Origin of the sequence: Endozoicomonas sp. ALD040, from assembly GCF_049275945.1 — a bacterium.
Taxonomy (GTDB): Bacteria; Pseudomonadota; Gammaproteobacteria; order Pseudomonadales; family Endozoicomonadaceae; genus Endozoicomonas_A.
Genome location: NZ_CP184829.1, coordinates 4,074,953 through 4,092,378, shown reverse-complemented (window position 1 = coordinate 4,092,378; position 17,426 = coordinate 4,074,953). Strand labels below are relative to the sequence as shown.

Sequence of the window (17,426 nt, the reverse complement as noted above, 5' to 3'; positions counted from 1 at the left end):
TGCTTTTGCTCGCCAGGAAAGAACAAAACCCTTACTGGCGTGCCTTCACTCCGGGAACCTGTTTTCAATCCGGGAAATAGTCACTTTCCTCTTTGCGCCACGGCCTCTATTCAAGCTAGAATCCACCGACAGCCATTCACCCTCTTGATTTCAGGCCGCGACCAATTCCATGCACAAACCCAATACTCTCAGTCGCTTTTTGTTTCATAGCTTGAGAAAGCTGTTATTCATCTGGGTTAGAACAACGGTTCATAACAACACTGCACAAAGCCTTGGGATTCAGCCAGACAAGCCTGTCTGCTACGTACTTCGTAACCGCTCCCTGTCCGATCTGATGGTAGTTGAGCAGGAGTGTCGAAAAGCCGGTCTGCCACGACCCTATGCGTTTATTCACAGTGGTCACAAGAACGGTGATCAGGCCTATTTTTATCTGACTCAGCAGCGAGGCGTTCTGCTTCAAAGAGAGCATCCGGAAACGGCAGATACACTGGCAAATCTTCTCAGGGAAACCGAGGAGCATCCTGACCGCGACGTTCAGCTGGTTCCTGTCAGTATTTTCTGGGGACGGGCCCCGGATAAAGAGCAGTCCGCCCTGAAGCTCCTTTTTGACTGGAACTTCAGCCTGGGAGGACGGTTCAGGAAGTTTATGGCCATTCTGCTCCATGGCAGACAGACCATGGTTCACTTTAATCCAGCCATGTCCCTGAGAGAAATGGTGGATGAAGGCCAGGAACACTGCCGCACTCTCCGAAAGGTGGGTCGTATTCTCAGGGTGCACTTTCGTCAGCTCAGAGAGTCTGTCATTGGTCCTGATCTCTCTCACCGAAGAATACTGGTCAATGGCCTGATCCATACACCACAGATTCGCAAAGCCATAGAAGCTGAAGCCGCTGCCCGGGAAATCACCCTGATCGAGGCCGAGAACAAGGCTCGACAATACGCCAATGAAATCGCCTCTGACTACTCTTATCCGGTCCTCAGGTTTCTGGACATTGTCTTGACCTGGTTCTGGAACAAGCTCTACGACGGCCTGTCGATCAATAACATCGAACCGATCAAAGCACTTTCCCAGAAGTACAGCGTTGTTTACGTACCCTGTCACCGCAGCCATATTGACTATCTGTTGCTTTCCTATGCTCTTTACAATGAAGGACTGACACCTCCCCATATTGCTGCCGGTATCAACCTGAATATGCCTGTCGTTGGCACCATTCTCCGTAAAGGCGGCGCTTTCTTTATGAGAAGAACCTTCAGAGGCAACCCTCTCTACAGTGCAGTCTTTCATGAATACATGCATACCCTGTCCAGTCGTGGATTCCCCATTGAATATTTTGTTGAGGGTGGCCGCTCCAGAACCGGTCGAACCCTGAACCCGAAAACCGGCATGCTCTCTATCAGCCTGAGAAGCTACCTCAGAGATAACCGACGACCCATACTGTTTGTGCCGGTTTATATCGGTTATGAGAAGTTACTGGAAGTCAGCACTTACATGAGTGAGCTGCGGGGCAAGAGCAAGAAAAAAGAGTCCCCTCTTGACGTTGTGCGCACACTGGCAGCCCTGAGGGATCAGTTTGGCAAAGCCTGGATTAACTTTGGTAACCCGGTCAGCATGGGTGAATTCCTGGATAAGGAAGTACCTCAATGGCAGCAGGATCAGTCTGAAGACTTTAAACAACAGTGGCTAAAGAAAGCTACCAACACACTTGCTTTCAAAATTGCCAGTGGGATTAACTCAGCGGCAGTCATCAACCCGATCAACCTGATTGCCATGGCCCTGCTTTCATCGCCACGTCATGCTCTGGGTGAACAGGAGCTGGTTCTGCTGATTGAGACTTATCAGCAACTCCTCAGGAAATCTCCCTACAGCCAAAAAACAGTTATTACTGATATGGATGGCTATAGCGTTATCCGCTATGCCGAGAAGCTGGATGTACTCAATAAATTCACTGATTCTCTGGGAGATGTTTACAGTCTTGACGAAAAAACGGCGGTAATGATGACTTATTACCGGAATAACGTACTGCATATGTTTGCCGTACCTTCCCTGCTCAGCTGTCTGTTTATCAACAACAATGCCATGACACAAAGAGAAATTCTCCGAGTCTGTTCCATTTTATACCCTTATCTTCAATCCGAGCTCTTTCTCAGATGGAGTAAAAGAGGATTTCTGAAAGTGGTCAACCAGTGGCTGGAAACATTGGCAAGTGAAGGGCTTATCATCAGTGACCATGACGGCTATTACCGCCGACCTGATTACAGCTCAGTGCAGTTTGTCACCCTGACGGTGCTTTCCCGTGCCATTGCCCAGACCCTTGAGCGCTTCTTCATGGTCATCAGCCTGCTGATCAGTAATGACAGCGGCAATATCGAACAGGAAACCCTGGAAAACCAGAGTCGTGTTCTGGCTCAGAGACTGTCCATTATCCACGGGTTGAATGCCCCTGAGTTCTTTGACAAGGCGCTGTTCAAAAACTTTATCGAGCAGTTAAGACTCAATAACGTCGTGGAGATCACCCGGACTAACAAGCTCAACTACGGCGATGAAGTCAAAATGGTCGCGGACGAAGCCTTTAAGGTCCTGACCAGCGAAGTCCGTCATAGCATACTGCAAACCACCAAAACCCAACCTGCTCCTGTCGAAGAGCATTAACTCGCTTTCGGTTCGGGAACCCTCTTTCATCGTCGGATGATTGGATGATGAAAGAGGGAACCGCTAGTCCTGAACCTTTCACTAAAATGCTTTAAGAGCGTGGATATCATACCTGCATGCCTTTCCTTCCAGTTTGTAGGTAGGTGAGGTATTGCCCAACTCCGGTGATAACCGGGGTCTTTTAATCACCACCCGGTATTGGGCCAGTTTCAGGGCAGGCTCAAGCAACTCATCGGCATCGGGATCACCTGATAATAGTGCCTGAAAGATTTTCATTTCCTTTTTGACCTCTGCAGACTTCTCTTTATGCGGAAACATGGGATCGAGATAAACGACATCAAACTGTTTTCCAAGGGACAGACTCGACGCCATAGCATGACGACTGTCTTCTTTGATCAGCTGCATACGTCCGGCAATCTCTGAGACCTCCGGATCTGCTATCGCTCTTCTGATGCCGTCTTCCAACAAAGCGGCGATGACGGGAGAGCGCTCAATGACCGTCACCTTGCAGCCAAGAGAGGCCAGCACGAAGGCATCTCGACCAAGCCCACCTGTGGCATCCAGAACATGAGGTTTGACACCTTTATTCAAACCCACAGCTTTGGCTATGTCCTGACCTTTCCCGCCGCCGAACTTTCTTCTGTGGCCTGCCTTGCCGCCCACAAAATCAACACTGATGGGTTTTTCTTTTCCACAAGCCCGTGTCAGAGAAAGGCGATCATCTTCGAAACCCAGAATAAGTTGATTTTCCCGGCAGCCAGCCGGATTCTCAATGTAAGTGGCTCCATCCATGGAACTCAGCAGCGTCTCAAGATAGGCTTGCTTATCAGGATCCGGATGAATTTGTACTACGACAGAACTGGCCATTCACCTATTGCTCACAACGCGTTTAGTTAGATCGGATTTTATCACCGGAGAGCTGTTTGAAAACCTCGAATCATTTCTAAAGGGGGCCTCCCGGGCTGGTTCCAGACCGCTATTCTGTAACTGTGCACCATAAAAAAACAGCAGACATTTGGCCTGCTGTTTCTGTTAATAGAGGAAGTTTCAGATATTAGTTCGAGCATTAATCAGGCTGAGCAACCACCCTCAGGTAAGGCTTCAGAGTCTTCCAACCCTGCGGGAATTTCTTTTTAGCTTCTTCCTCTGAAACCGCAGGTGGAATAATCACATCCTCACCAGGCTGCCAGTTCACTGGAGTAGCCACGGTGCATCGGCTGGTCAGCTGAATAGAATCCAGAGAACGAAGGATCTCGTCAAAATTCCTGCCGGTGGTCATTGGATAGGTCATCATCAATTTGACCTGTTTGTCAGGGCCGATGATAAATACGGTTCTGACCGTAGCATTGGTGGCAGCTGTTCTCCCTTCTGAGCTATCACCTGCGTCAGCAGGCAGCATGTTATACAGCTTCGCTACGTTGAGGTCCGTGTCACCAATCATGGGGTACAGGGGCAGGTGCCCCTGAGTTTCCTCAATGTCTCTGGCCCAGCGTTCATGATCATCTACAGGGTCCACACTCAAACCAATGAGCTTACAGTTGCGTCGTTCGAACTCTGGTTGCAGCCGGGCCATATAGCCAAGCTCTGTCGTACAGACAGGTGTAAAGTCTTTCGGATGGGAGAATAAAATAGCCCAGGAATCACCTATCCAGTCATGAAACCGAATAGAGCCTTGGGTGGTTTGAGCTGTGAAATCAGGGGCAACGTCATTAATTCTCAGAGTCATGTCAATTCCTCGGGGATCTACCTCGGGTCAAAAGCCAGTATCTCAGTACTATCTATGAAAAACTGTTCTCATTAAGATCAGTCTGAAACAGATAGAGTCTTACCCGACCCGTCCCGAATTACAACCTATGAGAAGTAAAGCCTGTTTATGCAAATGATCAACCGGAATTTACAGTTTGAAGATGAAATTACCCATCCGGACAGGATGGGTAGCGATGCTTTAAGTGTTTACCTGGAACACCATCACAGCGATCAGTAATGCGCCGAGAATAAAGCGATAGATCACAAAAGGCATTAATCCGATTCGATTAATAAACGACAGAAAGAAGTATATGCAAACCCAGGCACTGAAGCCTGCCAACAGGGCACCAGAGAAGAGTACGCTCCAGTCCACCGGCTCTGTCGCTTTAACAAGGTCCAGTGTCAGAAGCAGCCCTGCTCCGAGTATGACCGGAATAGAAAGCAAAAACGAAAAGCGGGCTGCTGCCTCCCGGGTCAAACCGAGCATAAGGCCAGCGGTCATGGTTATGCCTGAGCGAGAGGTGCCCGGAATCAAGGCGATAGCCTGGGCAAAACCAATTAACATGGCCTGACGAAAGTTTAACTTTTCGATAGGTTGTATTTTTTTCCCCTTGTAATCTGCCCAACCGAGAAGCGCACCAAATATCATGGTTGTCCCCGCAATGACGGCAATACTGCGCATAGCCTCGTCCAGGCCCAAGGACTTCAGGACAAAACCAAACACAACCGCTGGCAAGGTAGCAAAAATCAGGTACCAACCCAGACGACTGTTGACCGATGAGCCTTTACCCATCAGAGAGCCCAGCCAATCCTGAGTAATTCTGATCAAGTCTTTACGAAAATATCCTACAACCGCGATCAATGTGCCAATATGAACCGCCACATCAAATGCCAGACCCTGATCCTTCCAGCCCAACAATTGCGCAGGCATTATCAAATGAGCAGAACTGGAAATCGGCAGAAACTCTGTCAGGCCCTGAAGCAGAGCAAGAATGATTACCTGAAGGCTATCCACGATAGCTTCCCTCCCCTGATGGATAATATCAGCCCATGCCGACTTCTGTGTCATCTCACAAAGGAAGAAAGCACTTCCCATCAGGCTTTAATTGTTAAAGGAGAAAACGAGTTTTATCGTTCACTTTTCTTGAGAGCCACTTTATCTCTGAGATAGACTGGCCTGGCTTGTTCAGCAGGGACACTGAGTCCTTCGCTGAAATCAGCCGCAGCCAGAATGGCGATATCTGCCGCCCTGGGATATGCCTCGGGAAAACATTTCACCACTTTTGCTGCCAGCTGGTCTTCGAACTGCCAACCCGTCCCCATACCCAGCCAATTCTGTTTGCCATCGGGCAGGACAACTTTTTCGGGGGTGATAACGCGCTCTTCAATCACTGGCTGCATCAGCCCATTCTCTTCCTTGAAAGCTCCCCAATAAACCTCACCCATACGGGCATCAATAGCAGCCAGTACGGCATTTGACTGATGCACTCTGAAGCCTTCCTGCGCCAGTGCTCTCAGAGTTGACACGGCAACAACCGGTTTATCGATGGCAAACGCCAACCCCTGCACCATGGCAGCCGCTATTCTGAGACCTGTGAAAGCACCTGGCCCGCAACCAAAAGCCAAAGCGTCCAGATCAGACAGGCTGACTGCCTGTTTTTTCAGTAGATTGTCGACCATTCCCAAAAGCTCACGGCTGTGCCTTCTGGGTAACAACTCAAAATGTTCAACAATCTCGCCATCCAGATTCAGTGCCACTGAACAGGCTTCTGTAGCGCTATCTAGAGCCAGAATTTTCATCAGCGTATCTCTAATAGGGGTAACTCATGCGGCTAACGGTGTATTATATCGTTGCCAGCTCATGAGAAAGTCTCCTGAAAACGTAAAAAAAGGACGAACAGTCGTCCTTTTTTTACGATCAGCATCATGAGATGCCAGACAGCAGAGCTTATCAGGCAGCCCCAGGCTTCAGGGCACTGATCACTTTAGCCTTGATATCATCAACACTGCCTACACCCTCTACACGGCTATAACGGGTCTGGCCTTCAATAGACTTATAGAAGCTGACCAGAGGGGCCGTCTGGTCATGGTAAACGCCCAGACGCTTGCGAACGGTCTCTTCCGTATCGTCATCACGCTGAATCAGGTCTTCACCCGTCACATCGTCTTTACCTTCAACCTTCGGTGGGTTATAGACAACGTGATAGGTTCGGCCACTGTCGGGGTGAACACGTCTTCCTGCCATGCGTTGAACAATCTCTTCATCTTCAACGGCAATTTCGATCACATGGTCAATGTCGACGCCGGCATCACGAAGTGCTTCAGCCTGGGGAATGGTTCTGGGAAAGCCATCAAACAGGAATCCATTGGCACAGTCATCCCTGGCAATACGTTCTTTAACCAGCTCAATGATGATTTCATCTGAAACCAGGGCGCCGGAATCCATAACCGCTTTGACTTTAAGGCCCAGCTCGGTACCGTCCTTGATCGCTGCGCGCAGCATATCGCCGGTAGAGATCTGGGGGATACCAAACTCTTCCATGATGAACTGGGCTTGCGTACCTTTACCGGCACCCGGGGCACCCAACAGAATCACTCTCATGAACAGGCTCCTGTCTGACAAGACCCAGTGTTTGAGCATTGCCACGACGATTTTAAAAGGCACAAAGGATATACACAGAGCCACTGGGTTACAAGTTGATACAGGAAAATTCTAACCTCCATGCACCCATCATCAGGGTAAACGAGGTTAACTCACAACGATGAAATTTCTTAATCCCTTGGCCGATAAAGTCTCCAGAACACCCATTCCAGAGAGAAGCAGATATGAGATGGCCATACAATGCAAAAGTACTATCCATAAAGGTACTATCCATAATGGCTGTGTCCCTGATGGCTATGACCCTGCCGGTCACATCTATGGCACTTCCTGACGCTAAAATCATGGGGCATCGCTGGCTACTCTCCGCTATAAAAAGTAACCGCCCCCCTTCTGGCTATCTTGATCTCAACAACTGCAGTATTAGCAAGAACATTGGCGACCTGCCTGCTGACAAGCGCACTTACAGAGTTTCATTTGCCGAAAATTTTTCCTACGATCCCGAAGATGGCAGCATCTCAACCATCATGAACAGGCTTTACCAACAGACCCTTAACCTGGGCGGAACCCCTGTTCTTATCAGTAGACCTGCCACCGTTATCCTGACCAGCAGGCCTCAGAGAGAATCGGTCACTTACCAGATCGTCGTCTCTCACAATGAGAGAACCCTGATGCAGCTCTATGAATGCCCCTGGAGTACAGCAGTCTATTTGTGGAAACCCAGAGGGACACTGTTCAACTAACGATTTAACTGATCATCAGTTTGACAACATCAGCATCGGGCTCCCGGCTTTCACCTGCCTGGTGCAGGTTCTCCAGATAGGCCTCCCAGTACGCTTCCTGGTTGACACAAAGATCGTAGAGATAGCCCCAGTCGTAAATACCACTGTCATGGCCATCACTAAAGTGAATTTTAATGGCATAGTGGCCCACCTTTTCTATATTGGTGACCTGAACCTGCTTTTTCCCAGTTTGCAGCACTGGAGTACCATGTCCCCTGACCTCGGCAGAAGGACTGTGGACACGAAGCATCTCACTGCTGAGCTGATAAGACTCATCGCCGCCGTATTTCAATTCCAGTCGTTGGGATTGCCTGTGAAAGTTCAAAGCTTCGGGGATTTTTTGCTGCATGCTTAAAGTCTCTACTGCATCGTTAAATGACTGGCTCAACGCAGTTTACATCAGAGTGCTGTTTTCTTGTTAGTTACGCTAACGTCAATGTCATGAACTTTCAATCTGAGAACCACTCTGACTTACTGGAGGACATCGCTGTTGAATGCCCTTCAACCCGATACCCTTGTAATCAAGGAGAATACTCATTTAATTGAAGGAGCCTAATATGATTAACTCAAATAACACTACCGGCGCTGTTGGCGGTTCAAACCCAATCACGTCACAACCTGTTCAACCTCAACCGCAAGAGGCTGGAGAAGGTGCTCGTTTCGGTAGGACTGTCAGTACTGGTGGCAGCAAAGGTACGCAATGGGCCGCGGACGAAGCGGATCTGAAAGTCTGGCAAGAAGGCCGTTCAAAGCCACGGAAAATGAAAAAAAAGAAGAAAGGCTCAGGTTCTGCTGACAAGGCTTCTTCAGGCGTTTTTCCCGTTGCATTCCGATACCTTGGCAACCCGAACTACCCTGCCGTTCAGGGTCAGCAGGTCATGGATAAGGGCCTGGAGTCCCGATATTGCCAGCGCTCAAGCGAGGCCGCAGCATCACCTGATGCGCCTGCCAGGGATGATGAAGCTTTTGGTTTCCAGTTAGCTGCCCGGCCAGAGTCGGGCAAGGTAAATCTGACTCGCCCGAGGTTCAAGCCTCTATACACGACGCCACTGGTTGATATTGGAGCCAATCTCGTTAAAGACTGCTTTGACTTGCCCCAGGTTCTTGCAGAAGCTTCCCGGGCAGGGGTTGGTAGCATCATGATAACGGGCACTTCCATTTCTGCGTCGAAAAAGGCTCAGAAACTGGTAGCTCAATGGCCGAAGCCATCGGCGAAAGCTGCTGAAGCTTGTGGATTTTTAGATTCCTCCCCATGCTCTTTGTACTATACAGTGGGGTGCCATCCACACGATGCCAAGAATTTCCACCGAGAAGGTGGCATACGGGAAATGAGAAAAATACTTAAACAGGGGGATCGTCACTGCATTGCGGTGGGTGAGTGTGGATTGGATTACGATCGCAAATGGTCGTTTCCTGATGTGCAACGAACCGTGTTCACGGAACAATTGGAGCTGGCTGCAGAGCTGAAAAAACCACTGTTTTTGCATGAGCGACTTGCCCATGATGACTTCATCGGCATTCTGAAAGATCACATAAATCAGTTGCCTTCACCAGCCATGGCTTGCGTTCACTGCTTCACGGGTAACAGTGAGCAACTGCAGGCCTATCTTGATCTGGGCTGTTCCATCGGAATTACCGGTTATATCGGCGACAAACGTAACGAAGATCTGGTTAAGGCACTGCGCTCTGTTGGTTGGGAGACTCTGCGTGAGCGCCTGATGGTTGAGACCGATGCACCGTTTTTAGAGCCTTATCTGGTCATGCCAGAGCGGTTAGAAAATCGTCGGGGTGGCAGAAGAAGAAATGATAATGAACCGGCTAATCTGCCCTATGTGGTCCACGCGCTGAGCCAGGTGCTTGGCGTGGATGGCGAAGAGATTGCCGCTGCAACCACCGACAATGCCAGACGTATATTCTCCCTCGGTAACTGACGCAGTACTGTTATCCCACCTGCAATGAATCGGATTATTGACACCCTCCCCGCCGTAAAGAGGGTGTCGCAGATGGCAGCATCTCAACCGGCATGAACAGTCGTTGAGATTGTTTCAGAGTCTCGGGGATTTTTTGCTGCATGCTGAAAGTCTATGCTGCAGTTAAATGACCGACTAAACGCGGTTTACAACAGAGTCCTTTTTTCTTGTTAGTTACGCTTACAACAATGTTATGAACTTTCAGTCTGAAACCCGTTCTAACCCATCGTAGGACATCAATATTGAATGCCCTTCAAACCAAAATCCTTGCAATCAAGGAATACTTATTTAATTCGAGGAACATAATATGAACGTAAATAATGGTAACATTAGCGGCGCTACCGGGTATTCACCCGCGCCACAAGCTCCGGAAAACACACCAGAAGGTACTTGTTTTGGGAGGAGTGTTATCGTCATTAATAAACATGACAATTTTGGTAACAGTGCGTCAATCTTAGAAGGAGGCGAAATAAAAGTCACCTTTAGCGTGGATGATATGATCACTTCAGCCGAATTAAGTGCCGATGACACCCGGGCGGTGGTTAACACTCGTGATGGAGTGGCGAGCACCTACGTTAAGTCTGCTGATAGCTTCTGGTTCTTACAGGATCATATCACTCCAGACAACTTAAGTGCCGATGGCAACCGGGCGGTGATTAACAATCGCGATGGAGTGGCGAAAATCTACGTTAAGGATGCTGAAGGAGTATGGTTCTTACAGGATTCGATCGCTCCAGCCGACTTAAGGGACGATGGCACCCGAGCGGAGATCACCACTGATGGAGTGGCGAAAACCTACGCTAAGGATGATGATGGGTTATGGTTCTTACAAGACACTTCTATGGAGAGGTGATCAACTACGCTTCTTCAGTGCGGTGACTGCCATCAGTGCACTGCAAGTAGCGACAAAACGTTGAAAATCACTGAACTAAGAAGGGATTGTTCAATAGCCTCCGGCTGAGTCGGAGGCGTATTTTGTCCATAATGGCTGCCCTGCAGACGGCAGCATATCGACCATGATGCAGCTCTTTGGAGCCTTTCGGACTAAAGCCTGCATAGCGAGGATTCATTCAGAGCTTCGGGGGTTATTTGCTGCATACTCAAAATCTCTACTTCAGCAAAATGACAGGCTCAACGCGGTTTATCAGGGTCCTGTTTTCTTGTTAGTCACGCTGCCATCCATGTTATGAACTTTCACTCTGAAACCCGGTCTAACCTATCATAGGACATCAGTATTGAATGTCCTTCAAACCAAAGCCCTTGCAATCAAGGATGATACTTATTTAATTAGAGGAACTTAATATGCATAACGTAAATAATAACACCACTACCGGCGCTTTTGGGTTTTCAGAGTCAACCTCACAACAAGCTCCGCAAAACGCACAACAAGGTGCTTTCGGCCCAAGGGCTGCTATCGGTACTGGCATTTATGACAACAGCGTGACAATCTATTGTCCGCGCGCCGATGGATCAGAGGAAGCAAAAGCTACCATTTATCTTAAGGATCGGGTCGTTGCAGCTGCAGTAAAAACCGGTGATAGCGACCACCCGTGGTTAGACACCAGTGGCACCCGGGTAAAAGTTGCCACTGCCGATTGGTGGAGAATCTACCTTTTGAGAGACGATGGGACTTGGAGATAGCCGTGACCAACTCTGCTACTTTCAGTGCCGGTGACTGCCATTTGTGCACTGCAAGTAGCCACAAAACGTTGAAAATCGCTTAACTACGAAGGGATTGTTCAATGGCCTACTGGGCAGACGAAATACCCTCGCGACCGGAAGTGCTCACCAGAAAAATTTCGCTACTCATCTTTGAAGCGTCTCGTAACAGCCATTGCGCATTATAAAAACAATCAAATACCGAGCTTTACCTGCAAGTGTCTTTGCCTGATCAACATAAAATCACAGGAGACATTAACCCTTTTATTCTGGATAATGTTGCAGCATTAAATTTACAACGAATAAATACGCTCAAGGATTTTATCCCAGGTATGAATAACCTACAGACCCCAAATCAGTTATACCATGACCCTTATCCTGACGATGAAATTGACCTTTTTGAACTTGCAGAGAAACTGTTTGCCCAGAAATGGCTGATTATAGTGATTACCACGCTGGCAACAGCCATTGCTGTGATTGCTGCCTTTAAGCTTCCTGTAAGCTACACGACCGAGGCTGTCTTAAATGAATCTTCCCCGGCAAATATTGCGGCTTGGAACAGTAACGTTTTCCTGATTGCCTCAAATGGTGAAAGCAAGGACTCCGAGCATCTGACCACTGAAGAAGCCTATCAGCTGTACCTGAAGTATTTAACCAGCCCTGCCGCAAGACGTTACGCATTCCAGAAGTCGTCTCTTGCAAACACTGCTTCCGATAATAGCTCAACGCCTGATCAAAAAATGCTCGCAGCACAATACAAAGCATTTTCTGATAACTTAGCTATCACAACGGGCAAGAATGATAATCGGACAAACATTCGATACAGCTCTTCAAACCCTGAAGAATCAGCATCGATCATTAATGAAGTTCTTTTGCCCTATGCTCAGGAACGGTTCGTAAAGAATATGCATGAGAACTTTCATGCACAGGTTGAAATAACGAAAAAGCAGATAAAAAGTCATATTGATCGTCTGGAATCAAACTTCATCTCTTATAACAGACTGCGCCTGACAGAATTGAAGGAAGCCTTAGCCCAGGCTCAAGCCGCCGGAATTACGGAACTCCAGACCAGTCAAGTGAATGCAACCATTATTGATGGAGCTACTTACTTACTGGGTGAAAAGCTTCTGAAGTCAGGGGTTGATGCGGTCAGCAGCAGAATTGAGAAGTATCGCTTTTACAGCAGGCCCAATGCAGAAGATAGCGCAGAAAAACCCTACATCAGAGGTGTATCCAGTCGTGTTTACCAGCTCGAACAATTAGAAAAACTGGACCCGGACTTTTCTACCATGATTCCTGCCAAAATAGAGCAACCTGCGATCGTGCCAGTTTCACCTTCTAAACCCAATAAAAAGCTTATCGTCGTTTTAGGAGCTATGTTAGGGCTGATGGCTGGCGTCTTTCTTGCCCTGATCAGGATAGCGCTGAAAAACAGAGAAGAGAAAAAGCGAGCTGCCGACCACAACTCTCTGAGTATGGTCGGCTAGAATATCAGAGAATATAGCGACTCAGGTCTTCGTCCTGAACCAGCTCGCCCAGATGCTCGTTAACATAAGCGGCATCGATCAGCAGCGGTGATTCGCTGTGTTTCAGGGAGAGGTCTGCTGCACTGTAGGAGATCTCTTCCAGCAAACGCTCAATCACGGTGTGCAGACGACGGGCACCGATATTTTCGGTGTTCTCGTTGACTGTCCAGGCCACTTCCGCAATACGGGCAATACCATCTTCAGCAAAAGAAATATTGAGTTCTTCTGTTTTCATCAGCGCCTGATATTGCCTCGTCAGGGAAGCATTAGGCTCAGTCAGAATACGAACAAAGTCTTTAGTGGTAAGTGCCTTCAACTCAACACGAATAGGCAGACGACCCTGCAGCTCTGGAATGAGATCAGATGGCTTGGCGAGGTGAAATGCACCGGAAGCCATGAACAGAATGTGATCCGTTTTGATCATGCCGTACTTGGTGGAAACGGTGCAGCCTTCGATCAGTGGCAACAAGTCCCGCTGAACACCTTCACGGGAAACATCCGCGTTGGAGCCGGAAGAACGCCTGGCCACCTTATCAATTTCATCGATGAAGACAATGCCATTCTGTTCAACAGACTCAATCGCTCTGGTTTTCAGTTCGTCTTCATTGACCAGTTTTGCAGCTTCTTCGTCCTGAACCAGTTTCAGAGCGTCCTTGACTTTCAGCTTGCGTTTTTTCTGCTTGCCGGCATTCAGATTCGAGAACATATTCTGCAGTTGGCTGGTCATTTCCTCCATGCCGGGAGGTGCCATTATTTCCACACCCATGGCCGCTTCGCGAACATCGATCTCGATCTCTTTCTCATCCAGCTGGCCTTCACGCAGCTTTTTGCGAAACACCTGACGGGTTGAATTATCCTGAGGCTTTTCGGACTCTTCCGAGAAGGAACGGGGAGGAGGCAGCAGGGCGTCGAGTATCCGCTCTTCTGTGGCATCAAGAGCACGATCTTTTACTCTCTCAACTTCCTGCTCACGCAGCATTTTTATAGCCGCATCCATCAGATCTCTGATGATGGATTCTACGTCACGGCCAACATAACCCACTTCTGTAAACTTGGTTGCCTCAACCTTGATAAAAGGGGCATTAGCCAGTTTGGCCAGACGACGAGCGACTTCAGTCTTACCAACACCGGTAGGACCAATCATCAGAATATTCTTGGGGGTAATTTCATTTCGCAGCTCTTCATCCAGCTGCATGCGACGCCAGCGATTGCGAAGAGCAATGGCTACAGCACGTTTGGCATCATCCTGGCCAATAATATGTTTATTCAGTTCGTGAACGATTTCACGAGGGGTCATATTTGACATGTCACAGACTCTGTTAACGAAAGATCAGTAAATTCACCATTTAAACACTGTCAGCGAGAAGCCGGATTGTAACCGATTTCTGCTTTCGGCCTTCTGGTCAGGACTGCTCAATCTTGATTTCTTCGATAACCCGGTTCTGGTTGGTATAGACGCAGACATCTGCGGCTATTTCCAGACTTTTCTCAACGATATCTTTCGCACCCAGGTCAGTATTCTGGTAGAGCGCTTTGGCAGCAGACTGAGCAAAGAATCCACCCGAGCCAATGGCCAGAATGCCATCGTCAGTGACCATAACGTCACCATTGCCGGTAATGACCAGAGATGCTTTGGCGTCTGCCACAATCAACATGGCCTCCAGACGCTGCAATGTTCTGTCGGTACGCCATTCTTTCGCCAGTTCAACGGCTGCTTTTTCCAGACGCCCATGATGCTTTTCCAACTGGGCTTCAAAACGTTCGAAAAGAGTAAATGCGTCTGCTGTACCACCTGCAAAGCCTGCTATAACCTTGCCTTTGAACAGGCGACGCACCTTATGGGCATTGCCCTTGATGACGGCATTACCCAGTGAAACCTGACCATCACCCCCTACGACCACACTATCGTTTCGACGAACGGACAGAATGGTGGTGCCGCGATACTGTTCCAAGGTGGGCTCCTTTTAGCATTTTGCTTGATTCGTCGATTAATATTGGGGGCGAGACAGAATTATCAAGGGGGCGGCAGGGAAAAACTTTTCATACCGCATAACGCGCTCCTGACCAGTGGGTTATCCGCCTGATTTTTCGCATTAGAAAATTTCGAAATTAACCCCATGGTAACACTTAATAGTGTTTCCGCGCCTGACAGTCCGTTAAGTACTCAGCCATACGGAATCGAATATTTCTGGCTTATTGGGCAGGTGCTCTGCAAGGCGCAACGACGGGAACATAGCAAGCTATGTGACCAGAGTTGCAACGCATCACGACTGCATGGATGCAGGAGCTAGAGCAACGCAGGAGCAGTTGCCGCGAGTGCCTGAACAATAAGTCAGAAAATATGATTTCGTATGGTTGAGTACTTACATCCTATCAAAACATTTCAGGATAAAGGCGTAATCAAATGCAATCTCCTCTATCCATTCGTAACGCTTGCTGGCACCGGCATGACCCGCATGCATTTTCATATTGAGGATCAGGGGGTTATCGTCGGTTTTCAAGGCTCTTAGTTTGGCCACCATTTTGGTGGGTTCCCAATAAGTGACCTGCTCATCGGATATCCCCGAGTTGTAAAGCGTAGGCGGATAGTCCTTTGCTTCTATGTTGTCATAGGGCGAATAACCTGAGATGTAATCAAAGTCTTCTTTGCTGGTGATCGGGTTACCCCACTCTTCCCATTCTGGCGCAGTCAGGGGCAAAGACGCATCACTGATGGTATTGATCACATCGACAAAAGCCACATCGGCAACAACACAACCAAACAGGTCGGGTCTCATATTGGTCACGGCTGCCATCAGCAGACCGCCCGCACTGCCACCATTGATAGCAATATTACCCCGGGCCATATAGCCACGACGAACCAGGTACTCACAGCAATCAATGAAATCATTAAAGGTATTCATTTTGTGCTGCATTTTGCCATTGAGATACCAGCTATACCCCTTGTCATCCCCGCCCCTGACATGTGCAATGGCATAGACAAAGCCGCGATCAATCAAACTGAATTTAGGCGAAGAAAAACCTGCCGGCATTCCATAGCCATAAGAACCATAGGCATACACCATGGCCTTGTTACTTCCATCCAGCTTCGTTCCTTTTTTGCAGATAATGGTCAGTGGCACCTGCTCACCATCTCGAGCCATGGCAAACTCTCTCTTCACTTCATAAAGCGCGGCATTAAAGTTGGGAACATCCTTGCGATAAACCTCTGTCAAAGCACCATTTTCCAGATTCAACTCAAACACCGTGTTTGGCGATACAGGTGAATCGTAGTCTAACCTGACAACGGTTGCCTGATGATCCCAGTCACCATAAAAATCCAGACAATAAGCCTCATCCGGCATTGAGATGATTGAGAGAGTTCCGGAATCCATATCCATCACAGCCACTTCATCCAGTACTTTCTGGTTATTCTTGCGCTCAACGATCAGAAAGTGGCTATAGAAATGGATACCGCCCAGGCACAGGTTCTTCTGCTCAGGCAGAAACTCCTGCCAGTTTTCCTGGGGCCACATTTCCTGAGCAATCGTCATTTCAGAAGCTGCCGGACACTTCATAACTTTGAAGTCGTTGGCTCCATCCTGATTGGTCAGAATGTAGAAGTCGCCCCTGTAATGTTCCAGAGAGAAAGAGACATCGTTCTCGCCCACAGCAAACTTTTCAAACTGATCTGAATCCCGTCCAGCCAAATACACGACATGCGTCGAACCACTATCCAGATGAATCATGAAATACTCACGATCATTGGTTCGTGATAATGACAAAAACATGCTGTCGTATTCTTCAGGCTTGGAAAAGATTAACTCTTTTTCAGCAACACCTTTATGGATATGGACTTTGTATACATCACGACCACGACCTGACTCATCCCGCTCAACAATGTACAGATGCTCATTGCCGTGCCAGAGAAAAGACCCGGTACTGTTTGCAAACTCCCAATCCAGATCCTGTCCTGTCTCCAGATCTCGAACCCGGATAGTTCTCTCCATTGAACCGGTCAGATTGAAGCTGTAGGCAAAATGAGTCTGCTTAAGGTTGGTGCCTGAAGCACCGAAGATATAAAGCTCTTTACCTTCTGCTTCCCTGTTTATGTCAAAGTAGACTTCTTCAGGCGCCTCTCTTGAGCCCTGCTTGCGACAGAGAATCGAATAATCCTTGCCTTTTTCTTCTCTTGAGTAATAGAAAAAACCACCTTCTTTGACCGGCCAGGATTCATCGTCTTCCCTGATACGGGAAAGAACTTCACCGTAGAGAGTTTCTTCAACATCCTTGTAGCCTTTCATAAACTCATCTTTGTAGGCGTTTTCAGACTGGATGTATTCAAGAACCGCCGGATTATCAAAATCCAGATCACCGGCAATAAACTTCTGCCAGTTTTTATCTCTCAGCCAGTGGTAGTCATCAACCCTGCTGGTACCATGTTGAACGATCTCGTGGGCTATTTTTTGGGCTACCGGTGCTTTCATACTTATCACCTGATTCATTTTTCTTCGC

At 48.3% G+C, this 17,426-nt stretch carries 15 protein-coding genes; 6 read left to right on the top strand and 9 right to left on the bottom strand.

Translation table 11 applies throughout. The features are described 5' to 3' along the window. The first annotated feature begins 169 nt into the window (after nt 1–169). A complete protein-coding gene (plsB, locus tag ACOJUN_RS15080) occupies nt 170–2,650 on the top strand; it encodes a glycerol-3-phosphate 1-O-acyltransferase PlsB (RefSeq protein WP_422132761.1) in 2,481 nt (826 codons plus the stop codon). An 81-nt stretch (nt 2,651–2,731) separates the two neighbouring features. Here the strand turns inward: plsB and ACOJUN_RS15075 are convergent, their stop codons facing one another. The 5 genes from ACOJUN_RS15075 to adk form a co-directional block, all read right to left on the bottom strand. Beyond that, nucleotides 2,732–3,517: a class I SAM-dependent methyltransferase gene (locus tag ACOJUN_RS15075; protein ID WP_422132760.1), complete on the bottom strand. Its 786-nt coding sequence runs from the start codon at nt 3,515–3,517 to the stop codon at nt 2,732–2,734. 199 nt (nt 3,518–3,716) lie between these two features. Next, a complete protein-coding gene (locus tag ACOJUN_RS15070) occupies nt 3,717–4,376 on the bottom strand; it encodes a peroxiredoxin (protein WP_422132759.1) in 660 nt (219 codons plus the stop codon). A 219-nt stretch (nt 4,377–4,595) separates the two neighbouring features. After that, nucleotides 4,596–5,411 carry an undecaprenyl-diphosphate phosphatase gene (locus ACOJUN_RS15065; RefSeq protein ID WP_422132758.1) on the bottom strand — a complete coding sequence of 272 codons (816 nt, stop codon included), beginning with the start codon at nt 5,409–5,411 and terminating at the stop codon, nt 4,596–4,598. A 113-nt stretch (nt 5,412–5,524) separates the two neighbouring features. Then, on the bottom strand, nt 5,525–6,196 hold the full coding sequence (tsaB, locus tag ACOJUN_RS15060; protein WP_422132757.1) for a tRNA (adenosine(37)-N6)-threonylcarbamoyltransferase complex dimerization subunit type 1 TsaB: 672 nt from the start codon (nt 6,194–6,196) through the stop codon (nt 5,525–5,527). Between the two features lie 151 nt (nt 6,197–6,347). Beyond that, entirely contained in the window at nt 6,348–6,998 is a 651-nt protein-coding gene (gene adk, locus ACOJUN_RS15055; RefSeq protein ID WP_422132756.1) for an adenylate kinase, read from the bottom strand. A gap of 224 nt (nt 6,999–7,222) precedes the next feature. Between adk and ACOJUN_RS15050 the strand changes: the two genes are divergently transcribed. Next, a complete protein-coding gene (locus tag ACOJUN_RS15050; protein WP_422132755.1) occupies nt 7,223–7,738 on the top strand; it encodes a hypothetical protein in 516 nt (171 codons plus the stop codon). Nucleotides 7,739–7,742: 4 nt separating this feature from the next. Here ACOJUN_RS15050 and ACOJUN_RS15045 read toward each other — a convergent pair whose 3' ends face one another. Further along, nucleotides 7,743–8,126 carry a gamma-butyrobetaine hydroxylase-like domain-containing protein gene (locus ACOJUN_RS15045; RefSeq protein ID WP_422132754.1) on the bottom strand — a complete coding sequence of 128 codons (384 nt, stop codon included), beginning with the start codon at nt 8,124–8,126 and terminating at the stop codon, nt 7,743–7,745. A 208-nt stretch (nt 8,127–8,334) separates the two neighbouring features. On the opposite strand from ACOJUN_RS15045, the gene ACOJUN_RS15040 reads away from it, so the two are divergent. The 4 genes from ACOJUN_RS15040 to ACOJUN_RS15025 all read left to right on the top strand — a co-directional run bounded on the left by ACOJUN_RS15040 (nt 8,335) and on the right by ACOJUN_RS15025 (nt 12,893). Then, the gene (locus tag ACOJUN_RS15040; protein WP_422132753.1) at nt 8,335–9,708 is read left to right on the top strand and encodes a TatD family hydrolase; all 1,374 of its coding nucleotides are present in this window, start codon (nt 8,335–8,337) and stop codon (nt 9,706–9,708) included. 346 nt (nt 9,709–10,054) lie between these two features. After that, nucleotides 10,055–10,600: a hypothetical protein gene (locus ACOJUN_RS15035; RefSeq protein ID WP_422132752.1), complete on the top strand. Its 546-nt coding sequence runs from the start codon at nt 10,055–10,057 to the stop codon at nt 10,598–10,600. A 449-nt stretch (nt 10,601–11,049) separates the two neighbouring features. Further along, nucleotides 11,050–11,388 carry a hypothetical protein gene (locus tag ACOJUN_RS15030; protein WP_422132751.1) on the top strand — a complete coding sequence of 113 codons (339 nt, stop codon included), beginning with the start codon at nt 11,050–11,052 and terminating at the stop codon, nt 11,386–11,388. Nucleotides 11,389–11,630: 242 nt separating this feature from the next. Further along, complete coding sequence (locus ACOJUN_RS15025) at nt 11,631–12,893, top strand: LPS O-antigen chain length determinant protein WzzB (RefSeq protein WP_422132750.1); 1,263 nt, start codon at nt 11,631–11,633, stop codon at nt 12,891–12,893. 4 nt (nt 12,894–12,897) lie between these two features. Here ACOJUN_RS15025 and hslU read toward each other — a convergent pair whose 3' ends face one another. The 3 genes from hslU to ACOJUN_RS15010 form a co-directional block, all read right to left on the bottom strand. Then, entirely contained in the window at nt 12,898–14,238 is a 1,341-nt protein-coding gene (hslU, locus tag ACOJUN_RS15020; RefSeq protein WP_422132749.1) for an HslU--HslV peptidase ATPase subunit, read from the bottom strand. 97 nt (nt 14,239–14,335) lie between these two features. Then, a complete protein-coding gene (hslV, locus tag ACOJUN_RS15015) occupies nt 14,336–14,884 on the bottom strand; it encodes an ATP-dependent protease subunit HslV (protein ID WP_257255452.1) in 549 nt (182 codons plus the stop codon). Nucleotides 14,885–15,295: 411 nt separating this feature from the next. Beyond that, complete coding sequence (locus ACOJUN_RS15010; RefSeq protein ID WP_422132748.1) at nt 15,296–17,398, bottom strand: S9 family peptidase; 2,103 nt, start codon at nt 17,396–17,398, stop codon at nt 15,296–15,298. Between the last annotated feature and the right edge of the window lie 28 nt (nt 17,399–17,426).